This is a genomic window from Streptomyces sp. NPDC005962, from assembly GCF_040629205.1.
In the GTDB taxonomy this organism is placed as follows: domain Bacteria; phylum Actinomycetota; class Actinomycetes; order Streptomycetales; family Streptomycetaceae; genus Streptomyces.
The window spans coordinates 16,241-35,133 of record NZ_JBEXVE010000051.1; the positions used below are offsets into that span (position 1 = coordinate 16,241).

The following is an 18,893-nucleotide window of genomic DNA, read 5'->3' on the forward strand; positions in this document are numbered from 1 at the left end:
GAGTAGCGTGAGTGAGGACTGATGTCGGGTACGGAAGAAAAGCTCCGCCAATACCTCAAGCGGGTCACGGTGGATCTGGGGCAGGCCCGTCAGCGGGTGCGGGACATGGAGGAACGGTCCCAGGAACCGGTGGCCGTCGTGAGCATGGCCTGCCGCTATCCCGGCGGGGTGGGCTCGCCCGAGGAGTTATGGGAGCTGGTGTCCTCGGGCGGGGACGGGATCGAGGAGTTCCCCACCGACCGTGGCTGGGATCTGGAGGGCCTGTACCACCCGGACCCCGACCAGCCCGGTACCAGCTATGTCCGGCACGGTGGATTCCTGCGCGAGGCCGACCGCTTCGACGCCGAGTTCTTCGGCATCAGCCCGCGCGAGGCGCTGGCGATGGACCCACAGCAGCGGCTGCTGCTGGAAGTGGCCTGGGAACTGCTGGAACGGGCGGGCATCGACCCCACGTCGCTGAAGGGCACCCCGACCGGTGTGTACGCCGGGGTGTCCAGCCAGGACTATCTGTCCCGGATGCCCCGGATTCCCGAGGGCTTCGAGGGGTACGCCACCACCGGCAGTCTCACCAGCGTGGTGTCCGGCCGGGTGGCATACACCTTCGGGCTGGAAGGGCCCGCGGTCACGGTGGACACCGCGTGTTCGTCGTCCCTGGTGGCGATGCACCTGGCCTGCCAGGCGCTGCGCCAGGGCGAATGCGAACTGGCGCTCGCGGGCGGGGTCACCGCGCTCACGACCCCCACCGCGTTCGCCGAGTTCGCCCGGCAGCGCGGACTGGCTCCCGACGGGCGCTGCAAGTCCTTCGCGGCGGCGGCCGACGGCACCGGATTCTCCGAGGGCGTCGGGCTGGTACTGCTGGAGCGGCTGTCGGACGCGCGGCGCAACGGACACCGGGTGCTGGCGGTGATCCGTGGTTCGGCCGTCAACCAGGACGGCGCCAGCAACGGCCTGACCGCGCCCAACGACGTGGCGCAGGAGCGGGTGATCCGGCACGCCCTGGCCGGCGCACGCCTCGCCGCCGACCAGGTGGACGCGGTGGAGGCACACGGCACGGGGACCTCGCTCGGGGACCCGATCGAGGCGCACGCGCTGCTGGCCACGTACGGCCGGGACCGGACGGCCGACCGGCCGCTGTGGCTGGGCTCTCTCAAGTCGAACATCGGCCACGCCCAGGCCGCGGCGGGCGTGGCCGGGGTGATCAAGATGGTGATGGCGCTCCGGCGGGAGACGCTGCCGGTCACCCTGCACATCGACGAGCCGACGCCGCACGTGGACTGGGAGGGCGGCGGCGTACGGCTGCTGACCGAGCCGGTGGCGTGGCCGAAGGGCGAACGTCCGCGCCGCGCGGGCGTGTCCTCCTTCGGCATCAGCGGCACCAACGCCCATCTGATTCTGGAGCAGGCGCCCGAACCGTCCGAGGCGCCGCAGGCCACCGAACTCGCGGCGGGCGCGGCTGCCGACGTCACCGCGTGGGTGCTCTCCGCCCGTAGCCAGCGGGCCCTGCGGGGACAGGCGGCGGCGCTGGCGGCACGGGTGGCGGAGGACCCGCCGCTGCCCGTGGCCGATGTGGGCTGGTCGCTCGCCACCACCCGCGCGCTGTTCGGCCACCGGGCCGTGGCGTTCGGCGAGGACCGGGACGCGCTGATGGCGGCCGTCGCGGCGCTCGCCGCCGGGGAAGCGCACCCGGGCATCGTCCACCCCGGTGCCGCCGCCGTGGCGGGCGAGTCCGGGCCGGTGCTGGTGTTTCCCGGCCAGGGCTCGCAGTGGGCGGGCATGGGCGCCGGGCTGCTCGACGCCTCGCCGGTGTTCGCGGCGCGCGTGGCGGAGTGCGAGCGGGCGCTGTCGCCGTACGTCGACTGGTCGCTCACCGACGTCCTGCGCGGTGCCGGGGGCGATCTGGGCCGGGTGGATGTGGTGCAGCCCGTGCTCTGGGCGGTGATGGTCTCCCTGGCGTCGGTGTGGGCCGGGCGCGGGGTGACGCCCACCGCCGTCGTGGGCCACAGCCAGGGCGAGATCGCGGCGGCCGTGGTGGCCGGTGCGCTGTCCCTGGAGGACGGCGCCACGATCGTGGCGCTGCGCAGCCGGGCGTTGCGCCGACTGGCGGGCGGCGGGGCGATGGCGTCGCTCGGCCTGGGCCGCGAGCAGGCGGGCAAGCTGCTGGCCGACCTCGGCGACCAGGCCGCCGAGGTCGGCGTGGCTGCCGTCAACGGCCCGTTCTCCACCGTGATTTCAGGTCCCCCGCAGCAGGTGGCCGCCGCGGTGGCCGTATGCGAGGAGAACGGCGACCGGGCGCGGCTCATCGACGTGGACTACGCCTCGCACGGCCCACAGGTCGACGAGATCGCCGGTGAACTGACCGAGGCTCTGGCCGGAATCCGGCCGAGCGCGTCGAAGGTGGCGTTCTACTCCACGGTCACCGGCGGACGGATCGACACCGCCACCCTCGACAGCGGCTACTGGGTGACGAATCTGCGGGAGCCCGTACGGTTCGCCGACGCCGTCGAGGCGCTGCTGTCCGATGGCCACCGGGTGTTCGTCGAGTCCAGCACCCACCCCGTGCTGACCGTCGGCATGCAGGAGACGTTCGAGCACACGGGTGTCGAGGCCGTCACGGTGCCCACCCTGCGCCGTGACCACGGGGGCAGGGCGCAGCTGATCGCGTCCCTCGCCCAGGCGTTCACCGCCGGGGCCGACGTCGACTGGACGACCCTCCACCCGACCGGTCCGGCGGCCCCGCACACCGTCGACCTGCCCACCTACGCCTTCCAGCGGGAGCGGTACTGGCTGCCCGACTCGGTGTCCGCCGACCGCGTGGCGAGGGCGGACGAGGACGAAGACGAGGACCGGTTCTGGGCCGCGGTCGACGGCGAGGACCTGGGGGCGCTCCCCGACGCGCTGCGAATCCCCGACGACCCTGGTACGCGGTCGTCGTGGGACACGGTGCTGCCCGTGCTCTCCGAGTGGCGCCGCGGGCGGCGTGAGCGGTCCGCCGTGGACTCCTGGCGCTACCGCGTCCAGTGGCAGCCCCTCACCGATATCCCCGACCTCACCGACAACGCTCCGGACGGCACGCACACCTGGCTCGTCGTCCGCCCGGCCGACCGCGCACACGACTGGGCGAAAGTCTGCGTCGAGGCGCTCCGTGCGGGTGGCGGGCAGGTGGATGAGCTGACCGTCGCCGAGGACACCGGCCGGGCACGGCTCACGGAGCTGCTGCACGATCGGTACGCCGACGCGCCGCCACCGGCCGGAGTCCTGTCCTTGCTGGCCCTCGACGCCTCAGCACACCCCCGGCCCCACGGCGTGGCCACCGGCCTGACCGGCACGCTCACCCTGCTGCACGCACTGGTGGACGCGAATCTCGCGGCACCCCTGTGGTGCGCCACCCGCGGGGCGGTGTCCGTCGGCGACACCGACCCCGTGGCCGCTCCGGCACAGGCCCAGCTCTGGGGGCTCGGCCGGGTCGCCGCCCTTGAACACCCCACCCTGTGGGGCGGGTTGCTCGACCTCCCCGCGAGCCCCGACGCGGTGGACCCGGACCGGTTGCGGGCCCTGCTCGCCGGGGCGTCCGGCGAGGACCAGGTGGCGCTGCGCACCTCGGGCGCGTACGGGCGACGGCTGGTCCCCGCCCCCGTCGGCCGCGGCGCGCCCTCACGGACCTGGGCGCCGCGCGGCGCCGTGCTCATCACCGGAGACACCACCGGCCCGGCGGCCCACATCGCCCGATGGGCCGCGGACAGCGGCGCCCAGCGGGTGATCCTGCTGGGCCACCAGGACGATGACGGCGCCACCGCGCTGAAGGCCGAGCTGGACGCGCTCGGCGCCGATCTGACGATCGCGGACCGCGCGCTCGGCGACCGGGCGGCTGTCGTCCGTACCGTCGAGCGACTGGCGTCGGAGGGCGTACGCATCGGGACGGTCGTGCACACCACGGCCTCCGGTGCGCTGGCACCGCTGACGGAGCTGACACCGGAACGGCTGGCCCATGAGATCTCCGCTCAACTCGCCTGTTCCGAAGCGGACGTTGAGGCGTTGTGTGGTCTCGGCCCCGAGGACACCGTGATCTACTGCTCCACCGTCGCGACGGCATGGGGCAGTAAGGACCACGGCGCGTACGCCGCCGCGACCGCCCACCTCGACGCGCTCGCGCGATGCCGACAGGCAGACGGCCGGGCCACGGTTTCGATCGCCTGGGGGCTGTGGGACCTGTCGGACGGCGGCGATGCGCCGGACCCGCTGGCCCCGCACACCGAGCGTTCCCGACGTCAGGGACTCTCGCCCCTGGACCCCCGCCGGGCGCTGAACGCCCTGCGCCAGGTGCTCGACCATGACGATCCGCAGATGACGATCGCCGATGTCACATGGGAACGCTTCGCGCCCCTGTTCACCCTCGCCCGGACGAGCAGGCTGTTCGACACGGTGCCGGACGCCCGCCACGCCATCGAGGCCGCACAGGAGCCCGCCGAAGGGGAGTCCGGCCCGGACGGCGCCGTGGCGCTGCGCGAGGAGCTGGCCGCGCTGGACGAGGACGACCGGTCCGGACGGCTACTGGCCCTGGTACGCGGCCATGTGGCCGCCGTACTGCACTATCCGGCGGCGGAGGCGGTCGACCCGGGGCGGCCGTTCAAGGAACTGGGCTTCGACTCGATCGCGGCGGTGGAGCTCAGAAACCGGCTGCGTGCCGCCACCGGGCTGAGCCTGCCGACGACGGTGGTCTTCGACTATCCGACACCGGAGACCCTGGCGGGCCTTCTGCTGGCCCGGCTGGCCCCGGAGGACTCCGCCACCGCCCACCCGGGGCTCGGACATCTCGACGCGCTGGAGGCGTCGCTGGCCGCGATGGCGGCCGAAGACCCGCGGCGCACCGGGCTGGTGAACCGTCTGCAGGGCCTCCTGTGGAAGTACACGGCCACCGCGGCGGACGAGGGCGGGGCGCCGGTGGACGAGCGGGACCTCGCCGCCGCCACCGCCGACGAAGTGTTCGCCCTCATCGACCGCGAACTGGGAACCTGAGCGGCCCGGCCCGGGAGCCCTCGCGAAGAACCCCCGTACGGTGCCGTACGGGGGTTCTTCGTATGCCCCTCAGCGAGGGTTGCGGACCTGCCGGACGGTACGGGCCAGCTCGAGCAGATCCCCCGCCACCCGCCCGGGGTGCTGCGCGTGCAGGTCGTGCTCCGAGTCCAGGTATGCGCGCATGGTCGCCCCGCGCAGCGTGGCCGTGGTGGCCTCGACGCGTGAGCGGATGCGGTCCGCCCACGGCCGGTCCGCGCCCTTGGGGATGGCGGGCATCAGCAGGGTGGGCACCGAAATGGCGGAGTAGAAGGGGCTCGGCGGCTCGTCCCAGATGCTGCGCAGCATCGATGTGTGCTGTTCGAGGGACATGCGCCGGGACAGCGAACCGTCCGGGTTCTCCCGCATGGTGGCCACGGCCGCTTCGATCGCCGCCGGCGACCAGTCGGGATGAATGTCCCGGAAGTAGTCGCTCACGCTCTGCACCGTGGCGCCGTCCAGCGCGGGCGGGCGCAGCGCGCCGCGGAACGCCTCCCACGACGGGAAGGCCTTGGCGGGTTCGAGCCAGCCGCCGTCGACCAGGGCCAGCCCCGCCACCAGCTCGGGGTGTTCGGCGGTCAGCCGCACCGATACGTTGCCGCCGTAGGAGTGCCCGGCCACCACCACTTGGGACAGCCCGAGGGCGGCGCAGGCCGCCACCAGGTCCGCGACGGCAGTCGGCGTGTCGTACCCCTTCTCCGGGGTGTCGGACTCGCCGTGGCCGCGCAGGTCGGCCGCGTACACCGGATGGCCCGCGGCGGCCAGATGGTCGGCGACCTCGTCCCACATACGGGCGTTCGAGGCCATGCCATGCACCAGCAGGAATACGGGGGATGCGGTTCCAGGCCGGTGTCGGAAATGTAATTTCACATCGTCGGTTACGGGCACGGAAAGATCCATACGCAAATTCTAGCCGGATCGCGGTGGGCGCTTCGAGAACTGTGGTGGTGTAAGTATCCGCGCGTTAGCGGCACTTAAGGATTCCTTTTGCGTACGCCTTACCTACGCCGAGATGCCGGGCGGGAAGGGATGGTCCCCTCCCGCCCGGCGTCGGCGTAGCGCTGCGCGCTATGCCGTGGCGCCGTCCCCGCTGCTGAGCGCCGCGTACGCCTCGGCGAGATAGTGGCCGAGGCGGGCCGGGGTGGGATATTCGAGAATGGCGACGAGAGGGATTTCCACGTCGGTCAGCGTCATGAGATTGCGGGTGAGTTCGAGCGCGGTCAGCGACGTGAGCCCGTTTTCCAGGAAATTGCTGTCGTCGTCGATGGGGGTGGGGGAGAGGACGTCGGCGAGCTGCGCCCGTACGGTTTCCCGCAGGATGTCCTCGCGCTCTTCCGCCGTGGCGATGGCCAGCGCCTGGTGCAGGGCAGCGCCGTCGAGATGGGTCTCGTTCTGTTCCGTGTGCATCGCGGGTCCGTTCGGTTGGGGGTCGTGGGAATCGCCGTGGGCGTTGCCATTGACCGCGGTGAATGCGTTCATCGTTTCTCCCGCCTGGTGGGTGCTTCGTCGATGTCCGCGATGACTACGGACAGCGCGTCCTCCAGGACCGCCTGCCGCAACAGGGCGGCCGCCGATCGTGGGGACAGTGCGGACGTTCGCGTGCTCCGTCGCCGCTCGGCGGAGCCGGTGGCCGTGTCGACGCCGTTGACGCTGTTCACGCCGTCGTTGACGTCGTTGGCGTCGATGGCGCCCCAGCACACCGAGGTCGCCGGGACGCCCCGCGCGCGGCACTCCTGCGCGAGCGCCTGGAGATAGGCGTGGGCCGGAGCCTGGTTGCCGAGCCCCGGGCCTGGCCGCACACCCACGGCCGAGGAACTGAGCACGAAAGCCGACAGGTCGCTCTTCAGGCTGAGGGCGTACAGATTCCTCGCCGCCGCCACCGCCGTCGGCCACCCGCGCTCGATCCGCGCCGCGTCCAGCGGCCCGGTCTCGTGGGGCGGCGGCACCGCGAGATGCAGCACCGCGGTCAGCGGCGCGTCGGCCGGGAGACCGGCCACGGCCGCGGCGAGCGCGTCCGGATCGGCCGGGTCGACGGTGGCGACGGACACCTGTGCGCCCGAGGTGGCCAGTGCGGCGAGCAGGTCGTCGTCCGGGGGCGTGGTGTCGAGGAGGAGCAGCCGGTCCGCGCCCGCCCCGGCCACCCACCGGGCGGTGTGCGCGCCCAGGGCGGTGGCCGCCCCTGTGATCAGCACCGTGCCGCGCGCCGTCCAGCCCCCCGCCGTGGTTCGCCCGGGTGCGTCCGGCCCGGGTGCGTACAGCCGAGGTACGCCGCCCTGCCCCAGTACGTCCAGCCGGGGTGTGTCCCGCACCAGACGGCGTGTGAAGCAGCAGTCGGCGCGTACGGCCACCTCGCCCTCGCCGTGGAGGCCCGCCAGGACACCCGCCAGCCGCCGTCCGGCCCGCCCGTCGAACCGGTCCGGCAGATCGACCAGACCACCCCAGCACCGCGGGTGTTCCACCGCGAGGGCGCGGCCCAGACCCCAGAGCTGGGCCTGCTCCGGGCGGGTCACCGGGTCCCCGCGATCGACGCCGACCGCGCCACGGGTGGCCACCCACACCGGCGCCTCGATCCCGGCCCGCTCCACCGCCTCGACCAGCAGGAGGGCCGGAGCGAGCGCCGCGCTTCGGCCGTCGTCGGCCGGAGGCCGCGTCTCGTCCAACGCCGACAGCGAGAGCACCCCCGCGACGAACCGTCCGGTGGCGGCGTCGGATATCCGTGTCGCGAGGGCGCGGACCGACGGGCCCTCGTGACCGAGTACGACGACGTCGGCGCCATGTTCGCGCAGCGCGGCGACAACGGCGTCGGCGGGCGGGCCGCCCGCCGCTACGACCAGCCACGTGCCGGACAGCCGTGGCGCCACCACCTCGGCCATGGCCTGCCAGGCGATCCGGTGCCGCCACTGCCGCTGCCGCCGCCAGGTGGCCAGCGCGGGCAGGATCTCCGCCAGCGGGCCCTGCCGCTCCGCCGGGACACCGAGGGTCCGGGTGAGGGCCGCGACGTCCGTGTGCTCCACCGCGTCCCAGAACTCGGTGTCCACCCATGTCTCGGTCACCGGCGCGGCATCGGCCCGGGACTCGTTCTCCAGCCAGAACCGCTGCCGGTGGAAGGCGTAGGTGGGCAGCGGGACCGTACGCGGTGGGGTGCCACCGCCGAAGAGGGCGGCCCAGCCGACGGTGGTGCCCGTGGTGTGCAGCCGCGCCAGCGCGTACATCAGCTCGCGCACCTCGGACCGTTCGCCGTCGCCACCGAAGGGCGAGAGCACCAGAGGCGCCGCCCCGTCCGGCAGACCACGCCCGGGCCCCAGCTCCCAGATCACACCGGCCTCACCCGGGTTCAGGACCCCGGGTCGCGACGCGGCCGGGTCGCGACCGCACCAGTAGCCGGGTGTGCTGATCCGCTCGTCGACGGGCAGGCCGCTGCGGCCGTCGAGGACCGGGATCGCCGGGCGACGGAGGGATGCCGCGCCGATGGCCCGGGGGAGCGCGCCGGGACCGGCCGCGACGAGGCGGCAGGCGTCGGCCAGGTCGAGGACACCGGCTACGTGCGCAGCGGCGATCTCACCGACGGACGTACCGGCCACCGCGTCGGGCCGTACCCCGGCCGCGTCCAGCAGCCGGACCAGCGCGATGTGCAGCGCGAACAGCCCGGCCTCCGAGCCCGGCGGCGGACGTTCCCCCGCCATCCCCAGCAGCGCGCACACCTCGTCGAAGGCGGTGGCGAACACCGGGAACCGGTCGTACAGTTCGCGGCCCGCCGCCGGATACCGGCCGCCGTCCTCGCCATCGAACAGGAACACCGTCCTTCGCGGCGAGGCCACCGCCCCGACGGTACGCACCACGCCCGGGCCGACCACGGACGGATGCGGCTCACCGGCCGCCAGCGCCTCCAGCCCGGCCCGCAACTCGTCCTGCCCCTCGCCGACCACGACGGCCCGGTGGTCGAAAACCGACCGCGTCGTCACCAGCGACCACGCCACATCGCGGGGTGAAACACCCGCGTCCGCGACCACCTGGGCGGCCAGCGCCCGCGCCTGGCCCCGTAACGCCGCCGCATGACGCGCGGACAGCACCCAGGGCACCACTCCGGCGCGCGGAACATCATCGGAAACCGGCGAGGGCGCCTGCTCCAGGATGAGATGGGCGTTGGTGCCGCTCGCGCTGAACGAGGACACCCCGGCGCGCCGCGGGCCCTCGTCGCGCACCGGCCACGCCGTCCGCTCGGTGAGCAGCCGCACCGCGCCCGTACGCCAGTTCACCAGCCGGGTCGGCCGTTCGATGTGCAGGGAGCGCGGCAGCACCCCGTGCCGCATGGCCATCACCATCTTGACGACACCGGCCAGCCCGGCGGCGGCCTGCGTGTGCCCGATGTTCGACTTCACCGACCCCAGCAACAGGGGCCGGTCGGCCGGTCGCTCCTGACCGTACGTGGCCAGCAGCGCCTGCACCTCGATGGAATCGCCGAACGCGGTGCCGGTGCCATGTGCCTCCACCGCGTCCACCTCGGCCACCGACAGCCCGGCGTTCGCCAGCGCGTCCCGGATCAGCTGCTGCTGGGCCGGGCCGTTCGGCGCGGCCATCCCCGTACTGGCACCGTCCTGGTTGATCGCCGAACCGCGGAGCACCGCCAGCACCTGATGGCCGTGGCGCCGCGCGTCGGACAGCCGCTCCAGCAGCACCAGACCGGCGCCCTCCCCGTACACCATGCCGTCGGCCGCGTCCGCGAAGGACTTGCACCGCGCGTCGGGGGCGAGCTGATGCTGACCGGAGGCCGCCTGGAACACGCTCGGGGTGTACATGAGAGCGGCGCCACCGGCCAGCGCCAGGTCACATTCCCGCTGCCTCAGGGACCGCGTGGCCAGATGGATTGCCACCAGCGACGACGAACACGCCGTGTCCAGAGTGACGGCCGCGCTCCGCAACCCCAGCGTGAACGCGATCCGGCCCGACGCCACGCTTCCGGCGCTGCCGTTCCCCACATGCCCCAGCAGGTCTTCGGGGATCTCGCTCAGCCGTGCGGCGTAGTCGTGGTACATCACCCCCGTGTACACGGCGGTGGAACTGCCGCGCAGGGACTGCGGATCGATGCCCGCGCTCTCCGTGGCCTCCCAGGCCAGCTCCAGCAGCATCCGCTGCTGCGGCTCGATGGCCGCGGCCTCACGAGGGCCGATGTCGAAGAACTCCGCGTCGAACGCGCCCGCGTCATAGATGAAGCCACCCGCGCGGACGAACGAGGTGTCGCGGTGGCCCGGACCCGGATGGAGGAGCCGCTCCAGATCCCATCCGCGGTCGGTGGGCACGCCGGAGACGGCGTCCCGTTCACCGGCCACCAGATCCCACAGCTGCTCCGGTGAGCGGACGCCACCGGGAAAGCGGCAGGCCATGCCGACGATCGCGATCGGGTCGTCCCGCTCCTCCGACCGCAGATCCCCCTCCGACCGGAGATCCTGCTCCCGCCGCAGTTCCCGCAGCTGCCGTCGGGCCTCGTGCAGCTCGGCCGTGGTCCACTTGAGGTAGTCGACGAGCTTTTCCTCGTTCGTCATGACAGTCGCCCGGCCACCGTGCTGCGCGGATTAAGATCCACCAGGGCGAGTTCGTCGGGGCGCAGCGGTGGCGCGGTGAGTTCGGGCAGCGGCCGGTCCCGCTGCATCAGCGACAGGAAGCGGCTGGACGCCAGCTCCGACTGCGGGGCGGTCAGGCTGATCACATCCGTCACCACGTCACACACCGCGGAGGCGCGGATCGCCCGGTCGGAGATGAGGTCGGAGAAGCGCTGCCGCGCCACCGCCCCACCGGTCAGCCGCGGATCTGTCACATTCGTACGGCAGTTGACGTAGTCGACATCCTTGGACGCAGCCATGATCCACGGGTCGTCCACTACGGCGCTGATGGCCTGCTGCACCTGCCGGGTGCGCGCCGGGTCGTAGCCGGACCGCCCGAGCTCCGCGTCGAGCGCGGCGGCGCTGCGTGCGGCGGCGCTCATCCCATGGCCGTAGATCGGGTTGAAGGCGGCCAGCGCGTCCCCGAGGACGAGCAGCCCCTCCGGCCAGGTGTCCAGCCGTTCCGGATACAACCGGCGGTTGGCGCCGACCCGGGAGACCGCCACCGACGTCAGCGGCTCGGCCAGGGCGATGAGATCGGCGACGAGCGGATGGCGCAGGGTCTGGGCGTACGGCAGGAAGTCGTCGTCATGCGTGGGCAGCCCGGCGCCACGGGTGCAGGACAGGGTCACCATCCAGGTGCCGTCCTCCTGCGGATACACCACGCCGAACCGGCCGGGCTCGCGCACCCGGTGGTCCGCGGCCACGTTGACGGCCGGAAATCCGGAGGTCGCGCCCGGCGGCGCCCGGAACACCCGGGTGGCATACGCGATGCCCGCGTCGACGATGTCCTCCTCGACCGGGGGCAGTTGCAGCGACGACAGCCAGTGCCGGAGCCGCGAGCCGCGCCCCGAGGCGTCGACCACCACATCCGCTTCGAGGGTTTCGAGCGCCCCGGTGTCCATGTCCCGCACCCGCACCCCGGCGACCCGCTTGCCGTCTCCGGCGAGGTCGAGGATCTCGGCGCGCGACTGTACGGAAATCCGCCCGGCCGCCAGGATCTGGTCGCGGACGATCCAGTCCAGGAACGGCCGGGTGCACATGATGGCGTATTGCCGCGGCGGGAAGCGGTGCTGCCAGCCGTGCGAGGTCAGCGTCACCAGGTCCTCGTGGAATCCGATGCGGCGGGCGCCCGCGTCCAGCAGCCGGTCGATCGTGCCCGGCAGCAGTTCGTCGACGATACGGGCGCCACTCGACCACAGCACATGGACATGGCGCGCCTGGGGCGAGCCCTTGCGATGATGGGGTCCGTCGGGCAGCACATCGCGCTCCACGACGGTGACGCTCTCCAGATGGCGGGCGAGCACATGGGCGGCCAACATCCCCGCCCAGCCGCCGCCCAGGACAATTCCGCGCTTCGGTTCGGTCATGGTTCTGCTCTCGTCCCTTTCACCACTTACATCGGACTGGGGCTGCCCTTGGCCCGGACCATCCGAGCGAGGTTCTGGGTGACGGCCATGAAGTGTGCGACGCCGGTGAGCTCGGGGCCGTCACCCACTTTGGTGTCCGTGATGCCCCAGAACGCCTGGGCGTGATGGACCAGACCGTCATCACCGAGCTCAATGACACCGATGATGCTGAAGGTCAGTTTCGTCGGCACGTAGACCGTGACCGTGGTCGGCACCGCCGCCCGCCGGCCGTCCATCGAGGTGACCGGGCGGCCCGGCGTCTCGTGCACCCGGCATTCGATGGACCACGCGATGTGTTCGCGGAGCGCGTCCTTTCCGATCAGCGGCGGAGCGCCGACCGGGTCCTCGAAGACGATGTCATCCGAGAACAGCGCGAGTACGTCCTCCACGTCACCGGCATTCATGCGCCGGGCGTACTCCACTGCCATCTTCTTGAGGGTCGCCTCATCGGCCATGAACGCCTCCTGTACCGTTCCGCGATCGCGGCTCGTCACCCGGGATGCCGATGTCGGACCTCCCCCAGAACTTCTGCAGCTCCTGGATGAGGCCACCGGCCCCCGTGCGCACCATCAGCACGTAGTCCCAGGTGATGCGGGCGTCCTCGGGCGTGTCGGGCGCCGTCAGCCAGCCACGTTCGGCGAACCCGGGCCCCTTGGGGAGATAGCCCATGGTGGCGGTGACGGGCACCAGGACACGTACGCCGTCCTGCCCCGCGACCGGCTCGCCGGGAACCTCGGCGATGCCCGCCGCGGCCAGTTCCTCGAAGTGCGCCCGCAGCGCGGCCCGCCCGCTGAGCGGGCCCGAGCCGACCGGGTCCTCGAAGGTGACCTCGTCCGCGTAGAGCTCCAGGATGCCGTCCACGTCCGCGGCGTTCAGCCGACGGCTGTGTTCGAGGATGAGCTTCTTCCTGCTTCGTTCGTCAATCAACGTGTGCTCCCATATGCGCTCCGTCGCTTTCCGTCGATTCCGTTGTCTCCGTCGTTTCCGCGCGGCCCAGGTCCCGGTCGATGAACTGGAAGATCTCGTCGGCGCTGGCGTCCTGGATGCGGCCGGTCACCGCGGCGGTCTCCGCGGTGCTCTCGGCGGTGCTCTCCGCCGGGGCCGCTGGGGCCGCCGGGGTCGCCGGGTCGTCGTGCAGGGCGTCCAGCTTCGACAACGTGCTCCGCAGGCGCTTGCGGAGCGCGTCCCAGGCGGCCTCGTCCCGGGCGGCGGTGAGCAGCGTGCCCTCCATCCGCTCCAGCTCGCCCAGCACCGGGGTGAGCGGGTCCACGTCCCCGGGAGCCAGCTCGGTGTGGAGATGCGCGGCGAGCGCGGCCGGGTTGGGCTGGTCGAAGATGAGGGTGGTGGCCAGCCGCAGTCCGGTGACGGCGGTCAGTCGGTTCCGCAGCTCGATCGCGGTCAGCGAGTCGAAGCCCAGGTCCAGGAAGCCACGTTCGGCCGGGATGCGGCCGGTGTCCGAGTGGCCGAGCGCGGCCGCGGCATGGGTGAGCACCAGATGGAGCAGCACCCGGTGCTGCTCGTCCCGGGGAAGCGCCGCAAGGTGCCCGGCCCAGTCGGCGTGCGCCCGGCCGGTGGCGGCGGTGCGCCGCGCCGGACCGCCGCCGGTGAGCGCCCGCAGCGGGGCGGGCAGGGTGAGCGCGGGCTGCCCGGCCAGCGCCCGTACGTCCAGATCGATGGCGACGAGATGTGGCGTGCCGTGCCGGACGGCGGTGTCCAGCAGCCCCAACGCCCGTTCACCGGACATCGCGCCGATGCCCGAGCGGGCCATCCGGGCCCGGTCCGCCTCGTCCAGGTGTCCGGTCATGCCACTGGCGTCGGCCCACAGGCCCCAGGCCACCGACACTCCCGGCAGGCCGAGGGCGCGGCGGTGGGCGGCCAGGGCATCGCAGAACGCGTTCGACGCGGCGTAGTTGGACTGCCCCGACGACCCCAGGACGGCCGCCGTCGAGGAGAACATCACGAACAGGGCCAGCGGCAGATCCGCCGTCGCCGTGTGCAGATGCGCAGCGGCCGCGGCCTTCGGGTCCCACACTCGGGCCAGCCGCTCCGGAGTCTGGGAGGTGAGGACGGCGTCGTCCAGCACACCGGCGGCGTGGACGACACCGGTCAGCGGATGTGCTGGGTCGACCCCGGCGACCAGATCCGCCACCTCCGTCGGATCGGTGACATCGACGGCACAGATCCGCACCTGGGTGCCCAACGCACCCAGCCGCTCGGCCAGTTCGGGGGCGCCGGGAGCGCGCGGGCCACTTCGGCTGGCGAGCAGCAGATGCTTGACGCCCCAGGCGCGCACCAGGTGTTCGGCGACCAGGCCGCCCAGCGTGCCCGTCCCGCCGGTGATCAGTACGGTGCCGTCCGGGTCGAGGACATCGCCACCGGGCGCTTCCGCGGTGTCCGCCGGGAGGGCGCCACCGGCACCTGCGCGCCTCAGCCGGGGCACCAGGACGCGTCCCGCACGCACCGCCACCTGCGGTTCATGCAGGTCCACCGCGTGGACGACCGCCTGCGCGGCGATGCCGCCATCTGTGCCGGGGTCGAGGTCGAGCAGGACGAACCGTTCGGGGTTCTCCGACTGGGCGCTGCGGATCAGCCCCCACGCCCCGGCCCCGACCCCATCCACCGTGCTGTCGCCGGAGTCGGCCATGGCCACCGCGCCGCGCGTGACCACCACCAGCCGGGCATCGGCCAGCGCGGCCCGCCCCAGCCACCCCTGCACCAGCCCCAGCAGCCCGTCCGCCACCCGCAACCCCTCGCGGGCATCGACGACGTCCCCGGACGCGTGACAGGACGTCAGAACGATCGAAGGAGCGGGCGCACCCGATTCGATCGCCGCGATCAGAGCCTCCAGATCCGGGTAGCGCACGACATCCCGGCCCGTGCCGTCCTCCGTCGCCTCGGCCACCTCCGCCACCTCCGCCACCTCGGCCACCTCGGCCACCGAGACCGCCAGGCCCAGTGGATCGTCGCCCAGCACCACCCAGCCGCCGTCACCCACCACCGACCGCGCCGACGGCGCGGTGGCAGCCACCGGCAGCGGGGTCCAGCCCAGCGTGAACAGCCCGTCCACGCCGCGCCCGGCCGTGGCCTCCCGTAGCCCGTCGGCCCCGGCCGGGCGGGTGACCAGCGAGTCCACCGTCAGCACCGGTGCACCCACCGTGTCGGCCACCGTCATCCGCAGCGCCTGCCGCTCCTCGTCGCGGGCCAGCCGGACCCGCACACTGGTCGCCTCGGAGGCCCAGAGGGACACGCCCTTCCACGCGAACGGCAGCCGCACCCGGTCGTCGTCCTCCTGTCCCTCCGGCCGGTCCATGAGCAGCGACGGATGCAGCGCCGCGTCCAGCAGCGCCGGGTGGATGCCGAACCCGCTCCGGTCCCCGGCGGCATCGGGCAGGGCCACCTCGGCGAGGACGTCCGCGCCGTGCCGCCAGGCGGCGGTCAGGCCCTGGAACGCCGGTCCGTACCCGTAACCGGCCGCTTCCACCTGCTCGTAGAACCCATCGATATCCAGCGGCTCCGCGTCCGCCGGAGGCCATACGTCACCCAGCCCCTCCGCCTGACCGGGGGCGGCGGCGGGCGGGGCCAGCACACCCGTCGCGTGGCACATCCACTCCGCGTCCGCGCCGAAATCCCCGGTGTCCTCGGGGCATGTGTACACGGCCACCTCACGCCGCCCGTCGTCCGCCACGGAGCCCACCACCAGCTGTACCCGCAACCCGCCGGACGCTGGCAGCACCAGCGGCCGCTGCAGGGCCAGTTCCTCCACGCCACCGCAGCCCACCTCGTCGGCCGCCCGCAGGGCCCACTCCACCAGCACCGCACCCGGCGCCAGAACCGCACCCGCCACCACATGCTCACCGAGCCATGGGTGGGTCCGCGCCGACAGCCGACCGGTCAGCAGACGCGCGGTGCCGTCGGCCAGCTCCACCGCCGCGCCCAGCAGCGGATGGCCCGCCGACACCAGCCCGAGACCGGCCGGATCGCCACCGGGCCCGGACTCGCCGTCGATCCAGTAGCGCTCGCGCTGGAAGGCGTACGTCGGCAGGTCGACGACGCGGGGCGCCGGGTCGGTGGGGAACCAGCGGGACCAGTCCACCTCGACCCCCGCCGTGAAGGCCTGGGCCACCGACCGCGCCAGCTGCGCCGTTCCGCCGTGGTCACGGCGCAGCGTGGGCACCGTGACGGCCCCGACGCCCGCTTCCTCGAACGTTTCCTGCATGCCGATAGTGAGTACGGGGTGGGTGCTGGCCTCGATGAACACGCGGTGGCCGTCGTCCAGGAGGGCCCGTACGGCGTCGGCGAACCGCACCCGCTCGCGCAGATTCGCCACCCAGTAGCCGGAGTCGAGCTCGGCGGTGTCCAACCGGCCACCGGTGACCGTCGAATAGAACGCTACCCCGGACCGCACCGGCTTGACCCCGGCCAGGACGTCGGTCAGTTCGTCGGTGATCTCGTCGATCTGGGGGCCGTGTGAGGCGTAGTCCACGTCGATGAGCCGGGCCCGGCCGCCTGCCTCCTGGCATGCTGTCACCGCGTGCGCCACGTGCTCGGGGGGTCCGGATACGACGACGGACGCGGGTCCGTTGACGGCGGCCACGCCGACGCCCTCGGCCCGGGTGCCCAGGTCGGTCAGGAAGTCTTCGGCCTGGTGCTGGCTCATCGCGAGGGAGGCCATGGCGCCGCCGCCCGCGAGTTTGCGCAGGGCCTGGCTGCGCAGCGCCACGATCCTGGCGCCTTCGTCCAGCGACAACGCACTGGCCACCACGGCCGCTGCGATCTCTCCCTGGCTGTGGCCGACCACGGCCGCCGGGACCACGCCGCAGTCGGCCCAGACGGCAGCGAGGGACACCATGACGGCCCACAGGACAGGCTGTACGACATCGACGCGGCCGAGGTCGGCGGAGTCGGGTCCGCCGCGCAGCACATCAGCGAGGGACCAGTCGACGTAGGGGGCGAGGGCTTGTTCGCATTCGGCCACGCGGGCGGCGAACACGGGTGAGTCGTCCAGCAGGGCGGCGCCCATCCCGGCCCACTGCGAACCCTGCCCCGGGAATACCAGCACCGGGCCCGCGCCACCAGCGCCGAGACCCCCCACGGCCGCAGCACCGCCCGGCTCGACTACCGAGGGATGGCTGTCACCGGCGGCCAGGGCCGTGAGCCCTGCCATCAGCTCGTCGCGATCCTCGCCCACGACCACCGCGCGGTGGTCGAACACCGAGCGGGTGTGGATCAGCGACCAGCCCACCTCGGCAGCCGATACGCCCTCGTCGGCTGCCACCCACTCCGCGAGCGCCCGCGCCTGGCCCCGTAACGCCTGGTCGCTGCGTGCCGACACCACCCACGGCACGACACCTCCCGCCCCGGACCCGGCAACCGACGGTGCGGACTCCGCCGCGTCCGGGGCCTCCTCCAGGATCAGATGGGCGTTGGTGCCGCTGATCCCGAAGGAGGACACCCCCGCGCGGCGTGGCCGGTCGTCTGTCACCCACCTGACCTGTTCGGTCAGCAGCCGCACCTCACCGGCGGTCCAGTCCACATGCGGGGTCGGTTCGTCGATGTGCAGCGAGGCGGGCAGCAGCTCATGCCGCATCGCCATCACCATCTTGATGACACTGGCCACCCCGGCGGCGGCCTGGGTGTGCCCGAGGTTCGACTTCACCGAGCCGAGCCACAGCGGCCGCCCGTCCGGCCGGTCCTGCCCATACGTGGCCAGCAACGCCTGGGCCTCGATCGGGTCGCCGAGCGTCGTACCGGTGCCATGTGCCTCCACGACGTCCACCTCGCGGGGCGCCAGCCGGGCGTTGGCGAGCGCCTGCCGGATCACCCGCTGCTGCGACGGCCCGTTCGGCGCGGTCAGCCCATTGCTCGCCCCGTCCTGGTTGACCGCCGAACCACGGATCACCGCGAGCACCCGGTGGCCGTTGCGCCGCGCGTCCGACAGTCGTTCCAACAGCACCAGTCCGACGCCCTCGGAGAAGCCGGTGCCGTCCGCCGCCGCCGCGAACGCCTTGCACCGTCCGTCCGGCGACAGCGCGCGCTGACGGGAGAACTCGGTGAAGCCACCCGGCGTCGCCATCACCGTCACCCCGCCAGCCAGCGCGAGAGTGCATTCGCCCTGCCGCAGCGCTTGCGCCGCCATATGCGTCGCCACCAGCGACGACGAACACGCGGTGTCCACCGTCACCGCCGGCCCCTCCAGGCCGAAGGAGTACGACACCCGCCCCGACACCACACTGCCGAGGTTCCCGGTGGCGACATAGCCCGCCGAGTCGCCGGTCGTCTGTCCGATGAGCGACAGATAGTGGTACGAGTCCACCCCCGCGAACACCCCGGTGTCGCTCCCGCTCAGCGCGTCGCGCCCGAGACCGGCGCGCTCGAACGCCTCCCACGCCGTCTCCAGCAGCAGCCGCTGCTGCGGGTCCATCGCCGCGGCCTCGCGCGGGCTGATGCCGAAGAAGTCGGCGTCGAAATCGGCCACCTCGCGGAGGAAGCCGCCCTCGCGGGCGTTGCTCGTCCCGGCGCGCTCGGGATCGGGGTCGTAGAGGCCGTCCAGGTCCCAGCCGCGGTCCTCGGGAAAGGAGGAGATGACGTCCGTCCCCTCGCTCACCACCCGCCACAGATCCTCCGCAGACGCCACGTCACCGGGGAAGTGGCAGGCCATCCCGATGATGGCGATGGGCTCCCGGGCCCGCTCATCGGCCTCGCGCAACTGCCGTTTGGCCAGGCGCAGATCGGCCGTCGCCCGCTTCAGATAGCTGCGGAGCTTCTCGTCGTCCGTCATGTCACATCAACCCGATCGTCACGGCCGTCTGGATTCATCGGAAGGCGGGGGAAGGTCGGC

General features: G+C 72.9%; 8 protein-coding genes. 1 reads left to right on the forward strand and 7 read right to left on the reverse strand.

The window, feature by feature from the left end:
- The first annotated feature begins 21 nt into the window (after positions 1-21).
- On the forward strand, positions 22-5,013 hold the full coding sequence (locus tag ABZ370_RS43150) for a type I polyketide synthase (RefSeq protein WP_358633797.1): 4,992 nt from the start codon (positions 22-24) through the stop codon (positions 5,011-5,013).
- Positions 5,014-5,082: 69 nt separating this feature from the next.
- Here the strand turns inward: ABZ370_RS43150 and ABZ370_RS43155 are convergent, their stop codons facing one another.
- The 7 genes from ABZ370_RS43155 to ABZ370_RS43185 form a co-directional block, all read right to left on the reverse strand.
- Complete coding sequence (locus ABZ370_RS43155) at positions 5,083-5,949, reverse strand: alpha/beta hydrolase (RefSeq protein ID WP_358633799.1); 867 nt, start codon at positions 5,947-5,949, stop codon at positions 5,083-5,085.
- A 168-nt stretch (positions 5,950-6,117) separates the two neighbouring features.
- Positions 6,118-6,528, reverse strand: a complete 411-nt coding sequence (locus ABZ370_RS43160) for an acyl carrier protein (RefSeq protein WP_358633802.1) — start codon at positions 6,526-6,528, stop codon at positions 6,118-6,120.
- Entirely contained in the window at positions 6,525-10,589 is a 4,065-nt protein-coding gene (locus ABZ370_RS43165) for a type I polyketide synthase (RefSeq protein WP_358633805.1), read from the reverse strand. The genes ABZ370_RS43160 and ABZ370_RS43165 overlap by 4 nt, the downstream gene beginning before the upstream one ends.
- Positions 10,586-12,016, reverse strand: coding sequence for an FAD-dependent oxidoreductase (locus ABZ370_RS43170; protein ID WP_358633808.1), 1,431 nt, complete (start codon positions 12,014-12,016; stop codon positions 10,586-10,588). Before ABZ370_RS43170 ends, ABZ370_RS43165 begins: the two co-directional genes overlap by 4 nt.
- A 26-nt stretch (positions 12,017-12,042) precedes the next feature.
- Positions 12,043-12,510, reverse strand: a complete 468-nt coding sequence (locus ABZ370_RS43175) for a nuclear transport factor 2 family protein (RefSeq protein ID WP_358633811.1) — start codon at positions 12,508-12,510, stop codon at positions 12,043-12,045.
- Positions 12,500-12,982: a nuclear transport factor 2 family protein gene (locus ABZ370_RS43180; protein WP_358633814.1), complete on the reverse strand. Its 483-nt coding sequence runs from the start codon at positions 12,980-12,982 to the stop codon at positions 12,500-12,502. Before ABZ370_RS43180 ends, ABZ370_RS43175 begins: the two co-directional genes overlap by 11 nt.
- Positions 12,975-18,833 carry an SDR family NAD(P)-dependent oxidoreductase gene (locus tag ABZ370_RS43185; RefSeq protein WP_358633817.1) on the reverse strand — a complete coding sequence of 1,953 codons (5,859 nt, stop codon included), beginning with the start codon at positions 18,831-18,833 and terminating at the stop codon, positions 12,975-12,977. The genes ABZ370_RS43180 and ABZ370_RS43185 overlap by 8 nt, the downstream gene beginning before the upstream one ends.
- Between the last annotated feature and the right edge of the window lie 60 nt (positions 18,834-18,893).

Excerpts from the sequence above, each read along its gene's own strand:
- ABZ370_RS43150 (WP_358633797.1), top strand. The coding sequence starts at position 22 with ATGTCGGGTACGGAAGAAAAGCTCCGCCAATACCTCAAGCGGGTCACG.
- ABZ370_RS43155 (WP_358633799.1), bottom strand. The coding sequence starts at position 5,949 with ATGGATCTTTCCGTGCCCGTAACCGACGATGTGAAATTACATTTCCGA.
- ABZ370_RS43160 (WP_358633802.1), bottom strand. The coding sequence starts at position 6,528 with ATGAACGCATTCACCGCGGTCAATGGCAACGCCCACGGCGATTCCCAC.
- ABZ370_RS43165 (WP_358633805.1), bottom strand. The coding sequence starts at position 10,589 with ATGACGAACGAGGAAAAGCTCGTCGACTACCTCAAGTGGACCACGGCC.
- ABZ370_RS43170 (WP_358633808.1), bottom strand. The coding sequence starts at position 12,016 with ATGACCGAACCGAAGCGCGGAATTGTCCTGGGCGGCGGCTGGGCGGGG.
- ABZ370_RS43175 (WP_358633811.1), bottom strand. The coding sequence starts at position 12,510 with ATGGCCGATGAGGCGACCCTCAAGAAGATGGCAGTGGAGTACGCCCGG.
- ABZ370_RS43185 (WP_358633817.1), bottom strand. The coding sequence starts at position 18,833 with ATGACGGACGACGAGAAGCTCCGCAGCTATCTGAAGCGGGCGACGGCC.